The organism is Burkholderia sp. BCC0322 (assembly GCF_902833045.1).
Taxonomy (GTDB): Bacteria; Pseudomonadota; Gammaproteobacteria; order Burkholderiales; family Burkholderiaceae; genus Burkholderia.
Genome location: NZ_CADFDU010000001.1, coordinates 347,909 through 369,242 on the forward strand (window position 1 = coordinate 347,909; position 21,334 = coordinate 369,242).

The following is a 21,334-nucleotide window of genomic DNA, read 5'->3' on the forward strand; positions in this document are numbered from 1 at the left end:
CGGAATGGTCTCTCTCGCGTTAACGACCGCGCGGCGCACTTCTTTAGGCGCCATGCGTTCGGGTGCGGGCAACCGCCTTGCGGCCACGCGCGGGCGCCGCGACGCGGATGCGCGCGACGCGCCGCGCGGCGAACGCCGGCGGGCGCATATATCTGTCATAGGGAAAGCAAGGCGCGATTCTCTGAGTAAAACGGAGGCGATGCAACTCGCCATTATCACCATTTCGAACAGAATCGGTCCGAACCAGCGCCATTCCGAAAACAAGCGCGACCATTTTCGAGATAAGCACGCAAAATTTTTCCTTGTGTACGTTTGCGCTGCCGGATTCGTCGCGTTTTCAATCTGACAATCTCCCCTGTCGGAATCGACAGGATTGCGGGCGTCCGGGGCCGCGCGGCGGCCTGTCGCAACTCGTTTATGATGGCAGGCACCTCTGCCTCACCCGCCTTTTCGATGACGTCCGACCGGCCCGCCGATTCCCACGCTCCCGCCTCCCCACCCGCCGACGACTGGCAGGACGACGGCAACTATGCGTCCGGTGCGCCCGAGCACGATTTCGCGGTGCGTCGCGTGACGCTGATCGTGCTGCTCGTCGCGGCGATCGTGCTGCCGTGCATCTACGTCGTGGTGATGGCGTACAACGACCTGAAGACGCGCGAGGCCGCCGCGAGCGACGTGACGATGCGCACGGTGCGGGTGGCCGAGGAGCACGCGCTCAAGGTGTTCGACCTGAGCGAGACGCTCGATGCGCGCATCGTCGATCTCGTGCAGGACATGGACGACGCGACCGTGCGCAACCGGGAGTCCGACATCCACGAAGCGCTGAACACGATCGGCGGCGGCTATCCGCAGGTGGCCGCCGTGTCGATCTTCGGCGCGAGCGGGATGCTGCTCGCGAACAGCCTCTACTATCCGGCGCCCTATGCGTCGATCGCGAACCGCGACGACTTCGCCGGCATCCGCGACGGCAAGGTCATCGAACACATCTCGCGGCTGATGATGGGGCCGCTCAAGCTCGAGAACATTCCCGTGTTCAACACGGGCGTCGCGCGTCGCCATAGCGACGGTTCGTTCGCCGGGATGGTGTCGATCGCGCTGAAGTCGTCGTATTTCAACGCGTTCTACCGCGACCTGCTCGGCGGTGCGAGCACGCCGATGACGATGGCGCTCTCGCGCTCGGACGGCGCGGTGATCGCGTCGTATCCGCCGCCGCCGGCACTCGCGCACACCGATCGCGCCGTCACGTTCGGCGACGCGCGCAACGATCCGCGCGCCGGTGTCGTGCGCGTGCGTCACGACGGCGCGAGCAGCGAGATCGTCGCGTATCGCCAGGTCGGCAGCTATCCCGTCTACGTGACGTGCGCATATCGCACGTCGGCGATCTGGCATGAATGGTACGAACACCTGAGCGTGCTGTTCATCTCGATGTTCGCACCGTCGGTCGCGCTGTGGTCCGTGATCTGGCTGTCGCTCAAGCGGCTGAAGGCGGAAGAGGAAGCGTGGGATCGCTGGCAGGCCGAAGCGTCGATGCGGCGCTCGATCGAATCGGCGTACCGGCAGTCGCGCAAGATGCAGGCGCTCGGCAACCTCGTCGGCAGCGTCGCGCACGACTTCAACAACCTGCTGATGATCATCTCGAGCAACGTGCAGATCGTGCGGCGGCGCGGGATCCAGCATCTCGACAAGGAGCTCGGCGCGATCGAACGCGCGCTGAAGAACGGGCAGTCGCTCACGCGCCAGCTCCTCGGTGTCGCGCGCAAGCAGCCGCTGCACAACGAGACGATCGACGTGGGGCATTGGGTCGGCACGTGCCACGAATTACTGAAGACATCGCTCGGTTCGAAATCGTCGCTGGTCGTCGCGATCGAGCCCGGTGTCTGGCCGATCCGCGTCGACGTCGCGGAGCTCGAGCTCGCGGTGATCAACCTCGCGGTCAACGCGCGCGACGCGATGGCGACCGGCGGCCGCTTCACGGTCGGCGCGCGCAACGTGACGCTGCGTCGCGAGGACGGCTTTCCGCTGATCGGGGATTTCGTGCAGATCTCGCTCGACGATACGGGTTCAGGCATGGCGCCCGATGTGCTCGCGCGCGCGTTCGAACCGCTGTTCACGACGAAGGCGCAGGGGATGGGGACGGGGCTCGGCCTGCCGCAGGTGTTCGCGTTCTGCGAACGCTCGGGCGGCCTCGCGACGATCGACAGCGCGGTCGGCGCCGGCACGTCGGTGCGCCTCTACCTGCCACGCGCGCGCGCCGAGGATGTCGTCGCGCGGCCACCGGCGGTCGCGCACGACGCCGGGGCAGGCGCGCTCGCCGGCCTGCACGTGCTGCTCGTCGAGGACAACAGCGAAGTCGCGGCCGGCACCGAAGCGCTGCTGTCGCTGCTCGGGCACCGCGTGACCTACGCGCCCACCGCCGACGACGCGTTGCGCCTGATCGAAGGCGCAGCCGCGAACGACGCGTTCGACCTCGTGATTTCGGATATCCACATGCCGGGCCGCCTGAACGGCATCGACCTCGCCGAAGCAGTCGAGCAGCGGCCGGAGAAACTGCCCGTGATACTCGTCACGGGTTACGCGGAGGAGCTCGACCGCACGCGCACCGTCAACGTCCGCGTGCTGTCGAAGCCGTTCGACATCGCGCTGCTCGACGAGATCCTGCTGGGCATCCGGGAAGCGCGCGATGCACGACACGCGCGGCACGCCGGCACGTGACCCGCTGCGTGCGGGCCGGCGCCGCCGGCGTGAAAGAAGGGTGTGCCGCTCAGGCCGACTTCAGCAAGCGCACCCAGCCCGTGTAACGATCGACGAAGCCTTGCAGGAACTTGCGGGTGTCTTCGCTGACGATCTGGCCCTGGTCGTCGATGCGCGCCGGATCGTGCTTGATGAACATCTCGGGCTGCCCGAGCGTCTTCACGTCGAGATACGCGAGCACGTTGCGCAGGTGCTGTTGCGCGAGCGCGGTGCCGGTCGCGCCCGGCGACGTGCCGAGCACCGCGCCCGGCTTGCCCGACCACGAGTTGGAACCCCACGGGCGCGAGCCCCAGTCCAGCGCATTCTTCAGCACGCCCGGAATCGAGCGGTTGTACTCGGGCGTGACGAACAACAGCGCGTCGGCGGCCTCGATCGACTGCTTGAAGCGCTTCGCGACTTCCGGGAAATCCGCGTCGTAGTCCTGGCTGTACAACGGCAGCTCGCCGATCTCGACGAACTCGAACGAGAAATCGGCGGGGGCGAGCGAGATCACGGCGTGTGCGAGCGCGCGGTTCCACGACGCGCGACGCAGGCTGCCGACGATCACAGCGATGCGATAGGACATGGCATTCTCCTTCCGGTGAGTGAGGAATCGGATCGATTGCTTCCGAACGAGCGACAAAGGTCTGTTTATAGGCAAGCCAGCCCGCGAACCGCCCCACGGGGCCGCCCGGTCGACTTTCCACAAGGTTTTCCACAGAAATTGTGGATAACTCGGCCGTTGTGTTCCGACGTTACAGATTGCCCGCCGCGTGCCGTCACCGACACGCGACACAGGGTTCGGCAAGCATAGCGCAGCGCGCCGGCCGGTTTCGTGAATTCGTGACGGAACATGCATTGCAGGCCGGGACCGCGCCCAGTAAGCTGCTCGCACCGCGACGCGCCCGCTTGGGCAAGTGCGCTTGCCTCGAGACACCGCAACCCAGACATGCCGGCTGCTTACGACGACCCCGCCTATCTCACGCAACTGCGACGCGACCTGCTGCGCTTCGCGCGACTCCAGCTCCGCGATACCGACGCGGCCGAAGACGCCGTGCAGGAAGCGCTCGCCGCCGCGTGGTCGCATGCGGGCGATTTCGCCGGACTGTCGGCACACAAGACCTGGGTGTTCGGCATCCTGCGCAACAAGCTGATCGACGTGCTACGCGCGCGGCAGCGGACGGTCAACCTGTCCGCGCTCGATGCCGAACTCGACGGCGAATCGGTGCTCGATCGCGAACTGTTCAAGGAAAACGGGCACTGGGCCGCACATGCGAAGCCGCGACCGTGGCCGCGCCCCGAGACGCTGTTGCAGCAGCAGCAGTTCTGGATGCTGTTCCAGGCCTGCCTCGATCACCTTCCGGAGCAGATCGGGCGCGTGTTCATGATGCGCGAATTCCTCGACGTGGAAATAACGGACATTTGCAGCGAATTGACGCTGACGACGAATCATTGCAGCGTGCTGCTGTATCGGGCGCGCACGCGCCTGCGAACCTGCCTGAGCGAACAAGGACTGACGACAGAAGATGCTGCCGGGGAAATGTACTGACGTGACGCGACTGCTGTCGGATGCTCTCGATCGGCATCTGACCCTGCATGAACGCCTGCAGGTGCGCATACACCTGCCGACCTGCAGTGGCTGCAGGGCCTATCGCGGCCAGATCACGCTGCTGCGGACGGCCGCGAAAGCGGCGGCGGGGCGGGAGCCTGCCCCGGATGATGACGGTGGGTCGTCCGGGAAAAGCTAGGCCGGATTGCGTGATGGCGATCGTTAGGGCGGTGGCGGGTGGTGGTGGGCAGTGGCGTGCTGCCCGGCGATCGTGCCGGCTTCGATTGCCGGCGCTTGCGCTAGTGCTCGCGCCGGGCTGACGCAATCAGAAAAATACGGCGGCCAAGAATTATTCGAACAGCACCTGCACCGATTCGGGCGGCCGGCCGATGGCGGCCTTGCCGCGATAAACGACGATGGGCCGCTGCAGCAGGATCGGATGAGCGGCAATTGCCGCATAAGCTTCCGCATCGGTCAGATCGGCGCGAGCAAGATTCAGCTCCTTGTACGGCTCCTCACCGTCGCGCAGCATGTCGCGAACCGGACGGCCAAGCTGCCGATGCAGCGCTTCCAGTTCCTCGACCGTCGGCGGCGTCTTCAGATACTCGACGACATTCAATGGCGCACCGGTGGTATTCAGCGACTCGACCAACGCAAGCGTCTCGCGCGACTTCGAGCATCGGGGGTTGTGGTAGATCGTGATCATCATTCAGGCCTGGAAGGTAGAGCCCTGTATTGTAGCTAGTCTGCATCGGCGGCTTGGTGGGGCGGTGGGCGCGGGATCTCGGGTGCGGATTCGCTGCTTCGTAGAGGCAGAGGCGGATGAAGCCGTACGACGGCCTGCGAGAGGAGAGTGCTGTTCGGGATGCGCTTCAATGAATTGGTAGGTTTATGCGCATAAAGGTGAGCGGGACTCTATCGCGGGGGGATGAATAAAGGTCCCGCACGCCTGATCAATACGAAGAGGGGCGATCTGAAAAGGGCGTCGCCGGTAGCGTCGCAGGCCGGTGTTTATGCGCATAAAGAGCGGGCGATTGCCGGGTAGGGTATCTCGTGATCCACGGCGTGGTGAGTACTGAAATTTCGGCGCGTCGGTGTGCTGCCTGCTCGGTGTGCTGCCTCGCAAGTAGATCGACGCGCACTGGATTCCGGCGCGGCGCGGTCGGGCGGTGATCCTTCGTCACTCGCCGTCTACGCTCGCGGTTTATGCGCATAAACGTAGCGTCCGGATACCGTGTCGTGTCGACGTACGCTGGCTCAGTGGCATACCTCGACCTGCATGCCCAGCCAGGCGCACCACTCACATCCCACGCCCAGAAGCACCGCCCCTCCCGGTGCACAATCCAGCGCCACGGTTTCCGCGGCGTTTATGCGCACAAACTCTGCGGCTCTCAGGCAAGACCACCCCATCGGAGAGAAAGGGTAGTGCCCCGGGATCCTGCGGCAACTCGCTACGCCACGCGTGAAGACTCAACCACCGAGGTTACTCATCGACGTCTCCGGCATCCGCCACACCATCCAATCGAGCCACCGGTCATCGTCGCTTCGTTTATGCGCATAAACCGATAGCCCGAATGGCCAACGCGTAGTTGAAGAACGACAATTTCATTGAAATTAAAATATCGTCCTGTAGAATTCCAACGACCAAAATAGGAGTGAAAATTGGCCGCGGAAATCATTGCAGTCACTCAACAAAAAGGTGGCGTCGGCAAAAGCACGATTGCCATGCACCTCGGTGCCGCGTTCCATGAAAAAGGGAAGCGCGTCCTCGTCATCGACGCAGACCGTCAAAACACACTGGTTCACTGGTCAAGCGCGTCCGGCGACAGCGACACCGGCATTCCGTTTCCGGTCGTCAACCTGGCCGAAGCCGATGGCCAGATCCATCGCGAGATCAAGAAGTTCATCAACGACTACGACATCATCGTCGTAGACTGCCCGCCGTCGATCACCGAAAAGGTATCGGGCGTGGTCCTGCTGGCCGCATCGATTGCCGTGATTCCGACGTCGTCGTCGCCGGCCGATTACTGGTCGAGTGTCGGGCTGGTCAAACTGATCCAGCAGGCGCAGGTCATGAACGAAGACCTCCGCGCCGTCTTCCTGCTGAACAAGACCGAAGAGAAACGCATGCTGACCCGCGAGCTCAAGCGCGCGCTCGAGGAACTCGGCTTCCCGTTGCTGAAGACGCAAATCCCGACCCGAGAGGCGTACAAACAGGCGATGGCGCTCGGTCAGACCGTGCTGCAGATGAACGATCGTGGCGGCAAGCTGGCCGCCTCAGAAATTCGCGCATGCGCCGACGAAATCGTCGCCATGCTGCCCTGACTTTATGCGCACAAAGGAGTCACATGAAACCCTCCCAATTTGCCAAAGGATTCCAAGCGCGCCCGGATATCACGACGAGCGAGAAGCGCACGGCGCTCGATCGACTCAATGCGATCGACGGCATCGTCAAGTCCGAGACGCCCGCTCCGGCACCGGCCCGATCCGCGAAAAAAGACATCGTGCCGCCGCCCGCTCCCGAATTCACGCTCGATCCGTCGATCGATGAATCGGCACAATATCGCGCGTGGCGTCTCGAGAACCGCTATGCGCCGGGGCAGGTGATCGAGCTGCCGCTGAAGGCAATCAAGCATAGCCCGTTCAATCCGCGGCACTTCTATCTGAAATCATCGATTGCCGAACTCGCGGTCAACCTCGCGAAGCAAGGGCAGCAGCAGGCGATCCACGTGATTCCGGACTACGAGAACCCGGGCACGTATTTCGTCAGCGACGGTGGCCGCCGCGTGCGGGCACTGAAGGAAGCGAACAAGGAATCGGTCAAGGCGACCGTGATCGACGTGCCGATCGGCATCCAGAGCTACAAGCTCGGCTACGATCTCAACGTCCAGCGCGATTCGCAAACGGTGTTCGACAACGCCGTCGTGTGGCGCCGCTTCCTCGACGACAAGCATTTCCAGAGCCAGAAGGAGCTCTCCGAGCATCTCGGCCTCGATGAATCGACGGTGGCCGTCGCGCTGTCGATCGGCAAGCTGCCGGAAGCGATCATGCAGGAAATGGTCGCGCGCCCCGATCGCTTCGGTTCGAACATGGCGTATCAGGTCGGCCGCTATCACAATGCGCGCGGCACCGAGGCCACGCTGCGGTTGATCAACAAGATCGTGTCGGACGATCTCAGCACGCGCCAGGTGTCGGACATCGTCAAGGGCCGTGTCGCGGCGCAAGAAACGCCGAAGGCTGCAGGCCGTCAGCGCTATGCGCAGCGTCTCGAAATCAAGCTCGGCGGCAAGTCGGTCGGCGACCTCAAGTCGTATGGCGAAGATCGGATCGAATTGCGCCTGCGCGGTCTCCCAAAGGACAAGCGCGACGCGATCCTCGAGCAGCTCGAGCGGATGCTGTTGTCGGAGTGATGGAATCGGCCGGCAGGGCCGGTGAGGACGCCGGGCCCGCCAACTGAAGGCGGGGCCGGCGGCGGCCCGTCAGCGGGCCTGAGCGGGCCTCAGGCGGCCCGCGACTGGTTTAGCGTGAACGACAGCAGGTCGCCGTCCGTCGGCTCGCCCCAGGTCCTCTGGGCCAGCCAGTCGAAAAAGGCCGTCTCGGCCAGTTTGGAATCGAGGCCGCGCTTGCGCCAGTCATCGCGCAGATGCGTGCCCATCGTCGGCAGCGCCTCCGATTCGAACGACTCGCGCGCCACTTCGCGCTCGGCGTCGCCCTGCTCTTCGTACAGCACCTTTGCTTCCTTGCGGCGGAACGCCGCAAACTCGCTCAGCAGGCGAGCCTTCAGATCGTCCGGCTGGGCCGCGGCGATCTTCGGGGACGGCGCGCCGGCAGGCAGCGCGTCGACCGACTCGACCGGCGGCGCATAACCCTTCTTCAGCGCATCCTTGAACAACGCCGGCGCGCTGCGCACCGGCGGCAGCGTCGTGCTGCGCATCCGCTGCTCGGTCATCTGGAGCGCGGCGCGAATGCGGTTCTCCTCGCTATCCGCATAGAGCGTCTGCGCTTCCTTCAGCGGGATCCCGAGCTTCACCATCCGGTCGACCAGCGTGCTGTCGAACACGTTCGGGTGCTCATCGAGCGCGAGCATCGGCTGCTTGCGTTCGGTCACGCGGAACTGGATCTCCGCGACCCGGCGCCCCTCACGGTGCTCGATCAGCTCGACGAAGATGTTGGTAACCGCGTTGACTTCCGCGATCGCGGGGCGCAGATAGTCGCGCTTGAAGTACTTGTACTCGCGCTTTGCCTCGTCGCCGGCTTCCGTATCGGGCGTGCCCGACAGGATCGGCCGCCACCACTCCCACGGCTCGCGCATCGTCAGGTGACTCGGGTTCGTCAGGTAGCGCACACAGATCTCGTACAGCGCGAGTCCGGCGCTGCTGCGCAGCTGGCTCTGGAACTGCAGGCTCAGGCGCGCATACTGAACCGGGTCGAGCAGCTTCTTCTTGATCTTCGGCGCGAACGAGAATTCGACCCACACGCGGCGGGTGGCCGGATCCTCGAGAATTTCCGCGTCCGCGATCAGGGTCGAGATCCCCCACTTGCGGCCCGGCTTCTGGCTCGACGTCCCCGTGCTCCATTCGACCTGCACCGACACCATGCGGCGCAGGTGTTCCTTCACCAGTGCGGTGTCGTTCGAATCGAAGGCGGAGTTGGCGACGATGTCCGACAGCAGTGCGCGATACGTATCGCCCGAGTCGTCGGCCTGCTGCGCCACGGCCAGCAGGACATTGAACAGCTTGCGAGTGAGGAGCGTGATCTTGCCGCTCTTCGGCTGAATCGCGATCGCCTCGACGGCCTTCCGCAATTCGGCTGAACTGGCACTCACCACATCCACATCGGTTTTCTTGGCGCGCTTCGTCGTGGCCATACGTCGGGTCGGAGGAGAAGTTTTCCGGAAGGATAGCGCCTGCGGTGAAGTGCGTCCAGAACGACATGCTCACCATAGCGGGTGAAGCGCGCGTGCAAAACGGCACTCACCCCAGGCGCTCCCGAAAACCCTCACCGCTGCGGATTTGCAGCGTTCCGGACTCGTCCAGACGTGCTGCGGGATGCGCCGATTCACAGAATTTCACCTGTGCGCGACACGTGCGAAATGCGCTCCCGTATCGGCTCACCTTTCGATTTGTCGCAATTTTACGACTGCGCGGCTGTGCGTTCGGCACAGGGTTGCGATCCCAGGTCACCGCGCTTCCCCGACGGCCCTCATCGGCCTGTATGCATGTACAGGCCTGACTCACCGGGAGATCGGGATCGGGTCCGGCGTCCCGAAAGACGCCCGCGAAACCGGCCCGCGCAACCCGATCGGGCCTGCTTTCGCGGCCCGGGCGCGCATTGTACAGTGCACAAACCGTATCGGGTCCCGAAAATACTCACCTTGAGCACAGTGTGTTCGTTCGTCCCGATATCGACGAATGCCCGACACGCGGGGGATTCGCTACCCAAGCCTCCCGAAAACGCTCACCTTACGGAAAAATCGCTGTGCCCCCACAGGCATGCGAGAGGCTCCCGAAAAACCTCACCGTAACTGGCTCGGTATCAAAAATCCCAATGCCTTCCGATACTTATGCACAAAAGGCATTTGGCAGTGCGCCCCCAACATCCCCCGAAAAGCCTCACCTTTCGCTGGAAATCCTTCATACGACAACCGCATGTCGCCCCCCGAAAAATCTCACCTGTGCCAAAAAGGGGCACAGCGAAAACCAGATTTCTTCCAGCCCTGGCGGGCTTTTCGGCGAATTCAGCCGTGCACAGGTCCCGAAAAGCCTCACCTGTGACCATTTTTCGGGCAAATGCCATTCCCGAAAAGTCTCACCTGTTGCCTGAATTACAGCCTGTGGTTCGCGCCCCGAAAAATCTCACCTTAACGGGATCCGGCCAGGAAAACCCGGATTTCCCTCCCGAAAAACCTCACCTTTAGGGCTTCACAGGCCCCCAGGAGCGCTATTGCTGTGCAAAATGGCGTTCGTTTCCCGGAAATCCTCACACCAAACTCCCGTGGAGTCCCGTGAAACCTCACCTTTCACAAAAACTGCCCAAAAGATGGGCAGAATCGGGGCACGAAGAAGGTCCTGCAAACTCTCACCTATGTCTGCACAGGCAGAAAACTGTGCAGTCAGGCACAGCGAGGGTTCCGTGGCTGTGAGGCCCCGAAAAGCCTCACCTTTGGGAAATCTCGTGTTTCACTGTGATCCCGAATCCGCTCACGACCTTTCCCGCAACGGCTCACGCAGCTCCCTGAACCCAATCACGTCAGCTCCCGCAGAAGATCACCTTGGCTCCCGTAAAACTTCACCTTGCCGGCCGGAAAGCCTTGCAGCATAAGGCTGTGCCGTGGCGTTAACGTTTTTAACTAAGGGTTCAAGGGTGTTTACTTCTAATACTCTCAAGACATCGGCCGACGAGTTTTCCACAGACACCCCAACCCCTGAACACCGACCGGCCATCGGATCCGTGTTCATGTGAAACAAATGCCCAAATTCCGGGCCCACAGGAAAATGCTTGCAACACAAGGACTTGGCTGATTTTCTTCGCTTTGTTTCACGGAAAACTGGGCCACAGTCGTCCAGATTGGCTCACAGACCCGATTTCTGTGGACAGAGATGTAAATTCGCAACGTTGTGCCGAAACAAGTATCAATAGATACGTATTTCGTTATTATTGACACATTTCAATCTCCGTGAGCACAGCGATGACCCTGGACGAAATACGCCAAGCCATTCGGGATGAACTGGAATCGCTGCGCGCGAACGGTGCACGGCGGCAGGAATTGTCCCTGCACGCGTGCAAGCGATTGTTTTTCGATCTCGGCATCAGGCCATCGGCTGCCAACGTCCGCGATCTCACCCAGACCGGCAGCGCCAGCGATATTCCGAAAGACATCGATCATTTCTGGGAACGCATCCGTTCCGCCTCGAAGATCAGGCTCGACGGTGCCGCGATCCCGAAAGCCGTCGAGGAAAAGGCGGGAGCGTTGCTTGGCGCGCTCTATGAAGAAGCGTTGAAAGCCGCGCGGGACAGCCTGGATGGCGATCGCGAGCAGGTTCGCGCCGGCATTGCCCATGCCGAACAGCGATTGCGCGACGCAATCGTCCGCCAGGAGACGCTCGAAGGCGCGCTCGCGCGTGGCGAAGCGAAAAACGAGCAGTTGCAGGCTCGCGTAACCGAACTCGAGGTCCAGCTCGCGTCGCAAACGACACACGGTTCGGCCAGCGAAGCGACGTTGCTCACCACAGTCGCTCGACTGGAAAAGGAACTGGCTGCAGCCGCCGGCCGCATCGAAGCCGAGCAGGCGCAGAACGCGACGCTGCGTGATCGCATCGATGCGCTGCAGGCCGAACTGCAGCAGCGCACCGAACACTATGCGCAACAAATCAAGGACGCCGTGGCCGAAGCCGAGCGCCGCGTCAAGCCGATGCTCGTCGAGCTGGATTCGTTACGCAGCATGGCGTCGTCTTATCAGAGCGGTTTGCGCGACGTTCAGCGCAAGGAGTTCGACTTCCTGCAGCAACTGAGTTCGGCCAAGGCGCGTGCCGATCGGCTCGAAGAACAGTTGCGCAGCCAGGCCGATGAACTGGAACGTGCGACACGCGATGTGAGTTCGTTGCGCGCGAGCCGCGGCATGAATCCGGAAATCGCCGCGCTGATCCGCCGCCTGGCCGATGCCGGGCAACTGGATGCGGAGGCGTTTGCCGCGATCGGCACCTCGCTGGATCAGGAGATTTCGGTGCCGGCCCGATGTCCGCATTGCGACGGCGAGCCGGAGCTTTCACACAGCGAAGAAGGTTTCGAAGTGGCCTGTCCCGAGTGCGAGCACGCCTCAGGGGCATGGCCGTCCCGATTCGAAGCCGTCGCGCGCTTTGCGCGCACGTGACGCCAGGATCGGCTGCGCCGCACGGGTGAGATGATCCTGGGAGCCTGAGGTGAGATTTTTCGGGAGCAGTGAAACGGTGAGGCTGTGCCACACAAGGCTGCTCACGGGTCGCTTCGTGTGAGCAGCCGTTTGGCGATCAGTGAGTTTCGTCGCTGTCGGACGCGTCACCATTGCTGTTGGCCAAACCGTCGCGCCAGGTTTTCCATGCGCGATGCAGGCGGTTCGACGAGATCGGCCGCATGAAGCCCAGCCATTTGCCGACCCGTTCGGGCGGCACGTCGTGCTCGAACAGTTCAGCCGCATAGGTATTGCGCAGCGTTTGCGGGCTCGCGCGCGCGGTGCGCGACGACGTGAGCCCGGCGGATTCGACGATCGCGTCGATCGCGCGCAGCATCGTCGCCTTGTGCATCGGCCGCCCGGCATGGGAGGCCGGAAACACGAGTTCCCCCGGAATGTCCTGGCGCTTGCGCTCGGTGAGCCAGGCTTCCAGCAGGGCGATCGCGAACGATGCGAGGTGGGCTTCGCGAGCGAAATCCGGATGCGTCGACGCGATCTGCAGCGATGTTCCACTCGTATTGATGCAACTAATCGTGAGCGCTCGAGCTTCGCCGGTTTTAATGCCGGCACCGAGAAACGCGGCGACGAGCGCACGGTCGCGCCGCTCTTTCCAGTAAGCAGAACCGGATACGCCGATCGGTGAAAACAGGTACGCGAGCAACGTCGCGCGCTCGGCAGGCGTGAGGAAACCGGTCGGTTCGTTGTCGCGCGCCTTGCGCCAGTTCGCTTCGCCATCCTGAGCAATGAACCGGGCCGGGTTGGTCGACGCGTATTCGGTGCGCCGGATGTGATCGAGCACGCGCTCGATCAGCCGCAAGTAGCGCATCCGCTGGGTTTTCCGGATCGGCAGCTCTGCGACGAAATTCGCGATGGTTGCGGTATCGACCGTTGCCAGATTCTTCTGGTGTGCGCGCATCCACGTGAGGAACGCGCCCCATTGCGCGCGATAGACGTCGGCCGACGAGCGGCGATAGTCCTGCATGGCGAGCCATGCATCGAATGCGGCTTCCGGCGAGACGATCCAGTCGGATGCGCCACGGTCGAACAGATCTGTTTCTTCCGGGCGTGCGAGGGTGTCGGGCGAGACGGGAAGAGACATGTGACTTACTCCGTTAGTTGCGTATATGGTAGCCCTTTCCGCAACGTCTCGGGCAGCAAGAGGCTGGGTGAGGCCGCCTTAACGCGGCGGCCCGGGCGAGGAGTCAGTCGCCCCATGCCTTGGACGGGCGGTGAACGCGCTCGTGCGGCGCCGTGTCATTCGACGCGGTTGACGCGGCTTCATATGCGAGAACCGCGAACGAAAAAACGGCGGGCAGCGCATTCGAGCGCCCGAAGTCGATCGGATCGTCCGTTTCGGGAAACGTCATATCCAACTGCCGTTCGAACAATTGACGCATGCCGGCCTCGTGCCGGCTGGCAAAGCCGAGATCGGCGAGTGCCTCGGCCTCGATGGCGTGCAGCAGGCGCCACGTCAGCGGGACGCGCTGGTGGATGTAGCGCCCGGCGATATGCCGGACGATCTGCTCGAGGTCGTGCGCGGCAGCCTTGAAGCTGAGCGCGGCCAAATTTTGTTCTTCTGTCATTGCAGGCTCCTGTCGACCGGGCGGGCGCCTCGGTGCGCCGGCTCCGGCCCATGCATGGCGGAATGTCCGTATACTGTACAAACATACAGTGTTTTCCGCAACTGGCCTGCAATTGGCCCTTCGGCCAGCTATACGCGCCGTCAGCGATGTATCACGATCAGCAGTGCACGCGCTTCGGCCTTGCCGGGATTGCGGATTGCGTGCGGCTCATCGGCTGGATAGCGCGCGGTGTCGCCCACCTTCAGGCGCCGGCTGGCTGCGGCGGCTTCGATTTCCATCGCGCCCTGCAGCACGGTGAGGTGCTCGCGCGTGCCGGGCTCGTGTGCGTTCGATATCAATGCGCCGCCGCCCGGCAGCGTCAGCTCGTACCACTCGAACTTGCCGGCGAGGTCGATCGGGCCCCACACGCGCAACTGGTAGCGGCCGTCATGGCCGGCGAGCGTCGGGATGTCGTGCGGGCCGTCTACTCGAATGGTTTCGGGCGCCTTCGGCTGCGAGAACAGCTCGTCGAGCGTGATGCCGAGCGCGTTCGTCAGCCGCCACGCAACGGCGATCGTCGGGTTGGCCTTGTCGCGTTCGATCTCGGAGAGCATCGATTTCGATACGCCGGCCGCGCGCGACAGGTCGTCAAGCGTCAGCTTGCGTTCGTTGCGCAGCCGCTGGATCTGCTCGCCGACACGCGGCGGCGTGGCGGCCGGCGGTTGCGGTGCGGCGCTGGCAGGCGTGCGCCGCGAACCGGAGGAACTTGCCATTTGGATTCCGTTCGCTTAGAGTTGTTCGGTATTTCGAATTCTAGTTCGGAATATCGGATAAATGCGGTCAACCGAACGACCGACTATAACAGTAGCAGGCCGTTGCGCCGCCGCCACGAGTGGCGCGTTGCGGAATGCGAAACCCTGTCAGGAGCTTTGCGATGCGTGATGCCTTTCTCGCCCAGGTGCGCGGGACGCTGGACCAGATCCGCGCGGACGGTTTTTACAAGACCGAGCGCGAGATCGCGAGTCCCCAGGCGGCGGACGTGCGGCTCGCCGGTGGTGCCGGCGTGCTCAATTTCTGCGCGAACAACTATCTGGGTCTGGCGAACGATTCGCGCCTGATCGACGCGGCGAAGGCCGGCCTCGACCAGGACGGCTTCGGCATGGCATCGGTGCGCTTCATCTGCGGCACGCAAACCGTCCACAAGCAACTGGAAAGCGCGCTGGCCGCGTTTCTCGGCACCGAGGACACCATCCTCTATTCGAGCTGCTTCGACGCGAACGGCGGGCTGTTCGAGACGCTGCTCGACGAGAACGACGCGGTGATCAGCGACGAGCTGAACCACGCGAGCATCATCGACGGCGTTCGCCTCTGCAAGGCGAAGCGCTTCCGCTACAAAAACAACGACCTGTCCGACCTCGAGGCGAAGCTCAAGGAAGCCGACGCAGCGGGCGCGCGCCACAAGCTGATCGCGACCGACGGCGTATTTTCGATGGACGGCATCATCGCCGACCTCAAAGGCATCTGCGATCTCGCCGATCGTTACGGCGCGATCGTGATGGTCGACGATTCGCACGCGGTCGGCTTCATCGGCACGCACGGCCGCGGCACGCCCGAGCACTGCGGCGTCGAAGGCCGCGTGGACATCATTACGGGCACGCTCGGCAAGGCGCTCGGCGGCGCATCGGGCGGCTACGTCGCCGCGCGTCGCGAGGTCATCGAACTGCTGCGCCAGCGCTCGCGTCCGTATCTGTTCTCGAACACGCTTACGCCGAGCATCGCCGCGGCATCGCTGAAGGTGCTCGAACTGCTCGGCAGCGACGAAGGTGCGAAGCTGCGCGAGCGCGTGCGCGAAAACGGCGCGCGGTTCCGCAAGCAGATGACCGAAGCCGGCTTCACGCTCGTGCCGGGCGCGCATCCGATCATCCCGGTGATGCTCGGCGACGCGCAACTCGCGACGAACATGGCCGACAAGCTGCTCGACGAAGGCGTCTACGTGATCGGCTTCTCGTTCCCCGTCGTGCCGCGTGGTCGCGCGCGCATCCGTACGCAGATGAGCGCCGCGCATACGCCCGAGCAGATCGACCGGACGGTCGCCGCGTTCGTGCGCGTCGGCAAGTCGCTCGGCATCATCTGAAGGAGGCGCGACCATGAAAGCACTGGCAAAGCTCGAACGCGGCCCCGGCCTCACGCTCACGCGCGTGAAGCGCCCCGAAGTCGGTCACAACGACGTGCTGATCAAGATCCGCCGCACGGCGATCTGCGGCACCGACATCCATATCTGGAAGTGGGACGACTGGGCGCAAAAGACGATTCCCGTGCCGATGCACGTCGGTCACGAGTATGTCGGCGAGATCGTCGAGATGGGGCAGGAAGTGCGCGGTTTCGCGATCGGCGATCGCGTGTCCGGCGAAGGCCACATCACCTGCGGTTTCTGCCGCAACTGTCGCGCGGGGCGCCGCCATCTGTGCCGCAACACGGTCGGCGTCGGCGTGAACCGCGAAGGCGCGTTCGCCGAGTATCTGGCGATTCCTGCGTTCAACGCGTTCAAGATTCCGCCGGAGATCTCCGACGATCTCGCCTCGATCTTCGATCCGTTCGGCAATGCGACGCACACGGCGCTGTCGTTCAACCTCGTCGGCGAAGACGTGCTGATCACCGGTGCCGGCCCGATCGGCATCATGGCCGTCGCGATCGCGAAGCACGTCGGCGCGCGCAACGTCGTCATCACCGACATCAACGACTACCGGCTGGAACTCGCGCGCAAGATGGGCGCGACGCGTGCGGTCAACGTCGCGCGCGAGTCGCTGCGCGACGTGATGTCCGACCTGCACATGACCGAAGGCTTCGACGTCGGCCTCGAAATGTCGGGCGTGCCGAGCGCGTTCACGAGCATGCTCGAGGCGATGAACCACGGCGGCAAGGTCGCGCTGCTCGGCATTCCGCCCGCGCAGACGGCGATCGACTGGAACCAGGTGATCTTCAAGGGGCTCGAGATCAAGGGCATCTACGGTCGCGAGATGTTCGAGACCTGGTACAAGATGGTCGCGATGCTGCAGAGCGGCCTCGATCTGTCGCCGATCATCACGCATCGCTTTGCAGCCGACGATTACGAGAAAGGCTTCGCCGCGATGCTGTCTGGTGAAAGCGGCAAGGTGATTCTCGACTGGACAGCCTGAGTGCTGAAGGGGCGGTGCGGCCTGTTTGCCGCCTGCCCCGTTTTGGTTTTACGTCTGCGTCTTCGCAGTCGAAACACGTGAATCCGGGCTCAAGGTGAGACTATTCGGGAGCTGTGAGTGTGCGCCGAATCGCGACACGATCGCACACCGGTGACCTGCAATCGCACGTTCACTTCACCTGTAGGCAGTCGCCGGGCTTTCCGCCAGCACGCCGTTCGGCACCTGCTCCCCCTCTTCCGGGCACTTCCCTCCTGGCTTGCCGCGTGATCGTCCGCGACGCGCGCCATGCGATGCCGTGCCGAACCGCGCCATCAAGCGTGAGCCTTCACGCCTCGTTGCGACTCACTCATGCGAGAAGCGATCGACATCGACAGACATCGATCGGTGCGCTGACCGCTACTTGATCCGTTCACCATTCGACCCTCGCGGGTCGAGTTGAAGACTCAACACGACGAGCCAGCGCTTCGGGCACCGCGGCGCGATGTCGGCCGGATCGCCCTGCGCGCCGGGAGCGGTGACGAACCCGTGCTGCGCCGCGTATTGATACGCGCGCAACGCATCCGCTTGCAGCCAGAAGCTGACGAGCGCGCACGTTACGAAGCGGAACAGCAACACCGTCGCGGCATCCGGCGCGAAGCCGGCCATGACCAGCAGGCTTTCGAACGCGAACGCCAGCGCTTGGGCGACCGCGATCGTGAGAATCGTCAGCTTCAAGACCCCGCGCAGCCGCCGCGCCGCGCGCAAGCGCGCCTGCCGCACGTCGAGCCGGGTGTGATCGTCGCCGCGCTCGCGCTTCGGCGCCTCTTGTTTCATGATGCCGCACCCACATGCCGCGCAACGTCGAACTGTGTCGTATCGCAGGCAACGATGCGCTCGTTCGCGACGCTGACGGATTTGCACAGGATCGCGCTGTCGTAGTTGTGTCCCGGAAAGCGCATCACGTCGAGTGGCTGAAATCCTTCGCGACGATAGAAGTCGATGAGCCGGACCGCCGCGTACGGCGCGTCGAGTGCGAGATGCGTCGCGCCGCGCGCAGCGGCCCGCCGTTGCGCGAACGCGAGCAGCGAACGGCCGATGCCGCGATCCTGCCAGACGGGATCGACGGCCAGTTGGCCGAGTGTCGCGACGTGCCGGCTGCGGTACGGATCGCAGCGGGAATCCGGATCGTGCGAACGCATCGTCATCGTCGCGACCAGGTGTGCATTGCCGAGCGCGACGAAGCACTCGCCGGTGAGCACGCGTTCGCGTGTCGCCGAGGCCGGCTGATCGACGCACGGGCAGTTGAAGCCCAATGCGCCGAGCGGCGCAAACGCGCGATGCAGCAGCGCGGTCAACGTGTCGTACGAATCGTTGCGCGGGTCGAAGCGCCGCACGACGACGCGGCCGTCGAGCCGCTTCGCATAAGCCGCATAGGCGCGCGCGGGGCGCGCGGATTCCGGTCGCTGCATGATGTCCTTTCGCCCAGACAGGGTGACCGAAGTGTAGTGAGCGTCGCGCGTCCGCTTCAAGAAAAAATGTCGTAAACGTGGCGGGCCGCGGCGCGCGGCCAGCGCGCGATTCATCCCTTTCGCCGACAGGGCTATTTCATGCGGGTGTTGACGATGGAGAACGATCGTTCTACCTTAAACCCATGAACACACCTCACGACTCCTCCGGCGAACCGGGCGTTCGCGACCGGCTGCTCGATGCAGCCGAAGCGCTGATCTATTCGGGCGGCATCCATGCAACCGGCGTCGATGCGATCGTCAAGCGATCCGGCGCGGCACGAAAGAGCTTTTATTCGCATTTCGAATCGAAAGAGGCGCTGGTGGTCGCCGCGCTCGAACGCCGCGACGAGCGCTGGATGCGCTGGTTCGTCGACGCAACGCTGGCGCGCGGCAAGGCGCCGCGCGTGCAGTTGCTCGGCATGTTCGACGTGCTGCGCGACTGGTTCGGGCAGCCCGACTTTCATGGCTGCGCTTTCCTGAACGCGTCGGGCGAGATTCCCGACGCCGACGATCCCGTGCGCGTCGTCGCGCGTATGCACAAGGCGCGTCTGCTGGCATTCGTGCGCGAGCGGTTCGATGCGTATGCCGACGAAACGGGCATCGAGCGCCGCGGGCTCGCGCGCATTGCGCGTCAGTGGCTCGTGCTGATCGACGGCGCGATCGGCGTGGCGCTCGTCAGCGGCGATGCAAACGCCGCGCGCGATGCACGCGCGACAGCCGAACTGCTGCTCGACACCGTTTCGCGGTAGTCGAAGCAGCGAATCCGAACCGGCCGCGGTTGTCCGCGGCTACAACCTGAACAGGAGCAACTCATGTCCGCTTCCCCCGAAGTCCGTCCGCCCGTTCCGCCCTTCACGCTCGAAACGGCACGCCAGAAGGTGCGCGCCGCCGAGGACGGGTGGAATACGCGCGACCCGCAGCGCGTGTCGCTCGCCTATACGCCGCAAAGCCGATGGCGCAACCGTGCGGAATTCGTGACCGGCCGCGACGAGATCGTCGGGCTGCTGCAGCGCAAGTGGACGCGCGAGCTCGACTACCGGCTGATCAAGGAACTGTGGGCGTTCGACGGCAATCGCATCGCGGTGCGCTTTGCGTACGAATGGCATGACGATGCAGGCAACTGGTTCCGTTCGTACGGCAACGAAAACTGGGAGTTCGATGAAAACGGGCTGATGGCGCATCGTCACGCGTGCATCAACGACCTGCCGATTCGCGAACAGGATCGTCTCTTTCACTGGCCGCTCGGCCGTCGTCCGGACGATCATCCGGGGCTGTCCGATCTCGGGCTGTGACGCGCGCGTCGACTCGACGGATTGGTGAACGCATCACCGCGATTCAACGGTGAGGAAATTCGGGAGCCAGTGTGCCGAAGGTGAGATTTTTCGGGACGAGGTGAAACGTCGCGTCGGACTGTGTGCTTCGAGCCGCTCGATGCGGCATCGTATCGGGCCAGGCGCACAGGCCGCACACGTCGACGTCGTGCGATGCACGTATCGGTGTGCTTCACCGCGTGATGCATCTCACCGATCGCACAGGGCCGGCAGTGGATTGACGATCGGTGTGCGTGCGCGCGATGTGCAACTCACCGATCGTGTCGACGTCAATGACGGATAGCGCGAGTCGTGTGCGTGGCGGGGCGACGTTGCCCACCGCTCGACTTCACCGTGCGGGCGCTACCCGGCGCGCGCAATCACGCCGGGCGTGATCGTCAGCCCGCGATCCGCGCGGCGATCGCCTCACCTACTTCCTGCGTCCCCGCGTTGCCGCCGAGGTCGCGCGTATGTGGCCCGGCGCGCAGCACGTCCTCGATTGCGGCGACGATCGCATCGTGCGCTTCGCGTTCGCGGCCCACGCCGTTGCCGAGGAAGTCGAGCATCAAGGCCGCCGACCAGATCATCGCGACCGGGTTCGCGATGCACTGCCCCGCGATGTCGGGCGCGGAGCCGTGCACGGGTTCGAACAGCGACGGAAATTTGCGATCGGGATTCAGGTTCGCCGAGGGCGCGATGCCGATCGTGCCCGTGCAGGCCGGCCCGAGATCCGACAGGATGTCGCCGAACAGGTTCGACGCGACGACGACGTCGAAGCGGTCAGGCTGCAGCACGAAGCGCGCGCATAGAATGTCGATGTGCTGCTTGTCGACGGCGATGTCGGGATAGCGTTCGGCCATCTCGGCCGTGCGCGCGTCCCACCACGGCATGCTGATCGCGATGCCGTTGCTCTTCGTCGCGACGGTGAGGCGCTTCGCGCGCCGCTGTGCGAGGTCGAACGCGAACTTCAGCACGCGCTCGGTGCCGTGGCGCGTGAAGATCGACTGCTGCATCACGATTTCGCGCTCGGTGCCTTCGAACATCGTGCCGCCGACCGACGAATATTCGCCCTCGGTGTTCTCGCGCACGATCATGAAGTCGATGTCGCCCGCGCGGCGGCCGGCGAGCGGCGACGGTACGCCGTCGAACAGGCGTGCGGGCCGCAGGTTGATGTACTGGTCGAATTCGCGGCGGAATTTCAGCAGCGAGCCCCACAGCGAAATGTGATCGGGCACCGTCGCCGGCCAGCCGACCGCGCCGAACAGGATCGCGTCCATGCCCGACAACTGCGCCTTCCAGTCGTCCGGCATCATCTTGCCGTGCTGCGCGTAGTAGTCGCAGCTCGCCCAGTCGACCTGGACGAAGTCGAAGCGGATGCCGAAGCGCGCGGTCACGGCATCGAGTGCGCGCAGGCCCTCGGGCATCACTTCACGGCCGATCCCGTCGCCGGGGATCACGGCAATTCTGTAGGTCTTGTCGGTCATGCAAAGCTCCTTGGCTGGTGGGCCGGCCGCGGGGTGAGGCAGCGGCGCGTCACGTCATTCTATTTATTTCCATCCGGATTAAAATCGCACTAAAGGTTAATCGACTTTC

General features: G+C 63.8%; 20 protein-coding genes. 11 read left to right on the top strand and 9 right to left on the bottom strand.

Features of this window, described 5'->3' with window-relative positions; all coding sequences use genetic code 11:
• Positions 1-4: 4 nt before the first annotated feature.
• Positions 5-346, top strand: coding sequence for a hypothetical protein (locus HWX39_RS01605; RefSeq protein WP_175965263.1), 342 nt, complete (start codon positions 5-7; stop codon positions 344-346).
• 107 nt (positions 347-453) lie between these two features.
• A complete protein-coding gene (locus tag HWX39_RS01610) occupies positions 454-2,712 on the top strand; it encodes a hybrid sensor histidine kinase/response regulator (RefSeq protein ID WP_175965264.1) in 2,259 nt (752 codons plus the stop codon).
• 49 nt (positions 2,713-2,761) lie between these two features.
• Here HWX39_RS01610 and HWX39_RS01615 read toward each other — a convergent pair whose 3' ends face one another.
• Complete coding sequence (locus tag HWX39_RS01615) at positions 2,762-3,316, bottom strand: NAD(P)H-dependent oxidoreductase (protein ID WP_175965265.1); 555 nt, start codon at positions 3,314-3,316, stop codon at positions 2,762-2,764.
• A gap of 363 nt (positions 3,317-3,679) precedes the next feature.
• On the opposite strand from HWX39_RS01615, the gene HWX39_RS01620 reads away from it, so the two are divergent.
• Together HWX39_RS01620 and HWX39_RS01625 are read left to right on the top strand one after the other, a co-directional pair.
• Complete coding sequence (locus tag HWX39_RS01620) at positions 3,680-4,279, top strand: RNA polymerase factor sigma-70 (protein WP_175965266.1); 600 nt, start codon at positions 3,680-3,682, stop codon at positions 4,277-4,279.
• Positions 4,257-4,478: a zf-HC2 domain-containing protein gene (locus HWX39_RS01625; RefSeq protein ID WP_175965267.1), complete on the top strand. Its 222-nt coding sequence runs from the start codon at positions 4,257-4,259 to the stop codon at positions 4,476-4,478. The genes HWX39_RS01620 and HWX39_RS01625 overlap by 23 nt, the downstream gene beginning before the upstream one ends.
• Positions 4,479-4,628: 150 nt before the next feature.
• Here the strand turns inward: HWX39_RS01625 and arsC are convergent, their stop codons facing one another.
• A complete protein-coding gene (arsC, locus tag HWX39_RS01630) occupies positions 4,629-4,988 on the bottom strand; it encodes an arsenate reductase (glutaredoxin) (RefSeq protein WP_175965268.1) in 360 nt (119 codons plus the stop codon).
• Positions 4,989-5,941: 953 nt separating this feature from the next.
• Between arsC and parA the strand changes: the two genes are divergently transcribed.
• Together parA and HWX39_RS01640 are read left to right on the top strand one after the other, a co-directional pair.
• Complete coding sequence (parA, locus tag HWX39_RS01635) at positions 5,942-6,604, top strand: ParA family partition ATPase (RefSeq protein WP_175952785.1); 663 nt, start codon at positions 5,942-5,944, stop codon at positions 6,602-6,604.
• A gap of 23 nt (positions 6,605-6,627) precedes the next feature.
• The gene (locus tag HWX39_RS01640) at positions 6,628-7,689 is read left to right on the top strand and encodes a ParB/RepB/Spo0J family partition protein (protein ID WP_175965269.1); all 1,062 of its coding nucleotides are present in this window, start codon (positions 6,628-6,630) and stop codon (positions 7,687-7,689) included.
• Between the two features lie 89 nt (positions 7,690-7,778).
• Here the strand turns inward: HWX39_RS01640 and HWX39_RS01645 are convergent, their stop codons facing one another.
• Positions 7,779-9,146 (bottom strand): replication initiation protein, encoded by a 1,368-nt coding sequence (locus tag HWX39_RS01645; protein ID WP_175965270.1) that lies wholly within the window; start codon positions 9,144-9,146, stop codon positions 7,779-7,781.
• 1,821 nt (positions 9,147-10,967) lie between these two features.
• Here HWX39_RS01645 and HWX39_RS01650 point away from each other — a divergent pair.
• Positions 10,968-12,149 carry a DNA-binding protein gene (locus tag HWX39_RS01650; protein WP_175965271.1) on the top strand — a complete coding sequence of 394 codons (1,182 nt, stop codon included), beginning with the start codon at positions 10,968-10,970 and terminating at the stop codon, positions 12,147-12,149.
• Positions 12,150-12,285: 136 nt separating this feature from the next.
• On the opposite strand, the gene HWX39_RS01655 is transcribed toward HWX39_RS01650, so the two are convergent.
• The 3 genes from HWX39_RS01655 to HWX39_RS01665 all read right to left on the bottom strand — a co-directional run bounded on the left by HWX39_RS01655 (position 12,286) and on the right by HWX39_RS01665 (position 14,541).
• Positions 12,286-13,305 (bottom strand): tyrosine-type recombinase/integrase, encoded by a 1,020-nt coding sequence (locus tag HWX39_RS01655; RefSeq protein WP_175965272.1) that lies wholly within the window; start codon positions 13,303-13,305, stop codon positions 12,286-12,288.
• Between the two features lie 103 nt (positions 13,306-13,408).
• Positions 13,409-13,789 carry a DUF2471 family protein gene (locus HWX39_RS01660; protein WP_175965273.1) on the bottom strand — a complete coding sequence of 127 codons (381 nt, stop codon included), beginning with the start codon at positions 13,787-13,789 and terminating at the stop codon, positions 13,409-13,411.
• A 140-nt stretch (positions 13,790-13,929) separates the two neighbouring features.
• Positions 13,930-14,541 carry an XRE family transcriptional regulator gene (locus HWX39_RS01665; RefSeq protein ID WP_021163719.1) on the bottom strand — a complete coding sequence of 204 codons (612 nt, stop codon included), beginning with the start codon at positions 14,539-14,541 and terminating at the stop codon, positions 13,930-13,932.
• Between the two features lie 161 nt (positions 14,542-14,702).
• Between HWX39_RS01665 and HWX39_RS01670 the strand changes: the two genes are divergently transcribed.
• Entirely contained in the window at positions 14,703-15,902 is a 1,200-nt protein-coding gene (locus HWX39_RS01670) for a glycine C-acetyltransferase (protein ID WP_175965274.1), read from the top strand.
• Positions 15,903-15,915: 13 nt separating this feature from the next.
• The gene (tdh, locus tag HWX39_RS01675) at positions 15,916-16,944 is read left to right on the top strand and encodes an L-threonine 3-dehydrogenase (RefSeq protein ID WP_011356765.1); all 1,029 of its coding nucleotides are present in this window, start codon (positions 15,916-15,918) and stop codon (positions 16,942-16,944) included.
• 396 nt (positions 16,945-17,340) lie between these two features.
• Here the strand turns inward: tdh and HWX39_RS01680 are convergent, their stop codons facing one another.
• Positions 17,341-17,757, bottom strand: coding sequence for a hypothetical protein (locus HWX39_RS01680; protein WP_175965275.1), 417 nt, complete (start codon positions 17,755-17,757; stop codon positions 17,341-17,343).
• The gene (locus HWX39_RS01685; protein WP_175965276.1) at positions 17,754-18,392 is read right to left on the bottom strand and encodes a GNAT family N-acetyltransferase; all 639 of its coding nucleotides are present in this window, start codon (positions 18,390-18,392) and stop codon (positions 17,754-17,756) included. The genes HWX39_RS01680 and HWX39_RS01685 overlap by 4 nt, the downstream gene beginning before the upstream one ends.
• A gap of 182 nt (positions 18,393-18,574) precedes the next feature.
• Here HWX39_RS01685 and HWX39_RS01690 point away from each other — a divergent pair, with 182 nt between their 5' ends.
• Both HWX39_RS01690 and HWX39_RS01695 read left to right on the top strand, forming a co-directional pair.
• A complete protein-coding gene (locus tag HWX39_RS01690) occupies positions 18,575-19,180 on the top strand; it encodes a TetR/AcrR family transcriptional regulator (RefSeq protein WP_175965277.1) in 606 nt (201 codons plus the stop codon).
• A 63-nt stretch (positions 19,181-19,243) separates the two neighbouring features.
• On the top strand, positions 19,244-19,723 hold the full coding sequence (locus HWX39_RS01695) for a nuclear transport factor 2 family protein (protein WP_175965278.1): 480 nt from the start codon (positions 19,244-19,246) through the stop codon (positions 19,721-19,723).
• 416 nt (positions 19,724-20,139) lie between these two features.
• Here the strand turns inward: HWX39_RS01695 and HWX39_RS01700 are convergent, their stop codons facing one another.
• Positions 20,140-21,225 carry a tartrate dehydrogenase gene (locus HWX39_RS01700; RefSeq protein ID WP_175965279.1) on the bottom strand — a complete coding sequence of 362 codons (1,086 nt, stop codon included), beginning with the start codon at positions 21,223-21,225 and terminating at the stop codon, positions 20,140-20,142.
• Positions 21,226-21,334 lie beyond the last annotated feature (109 nt).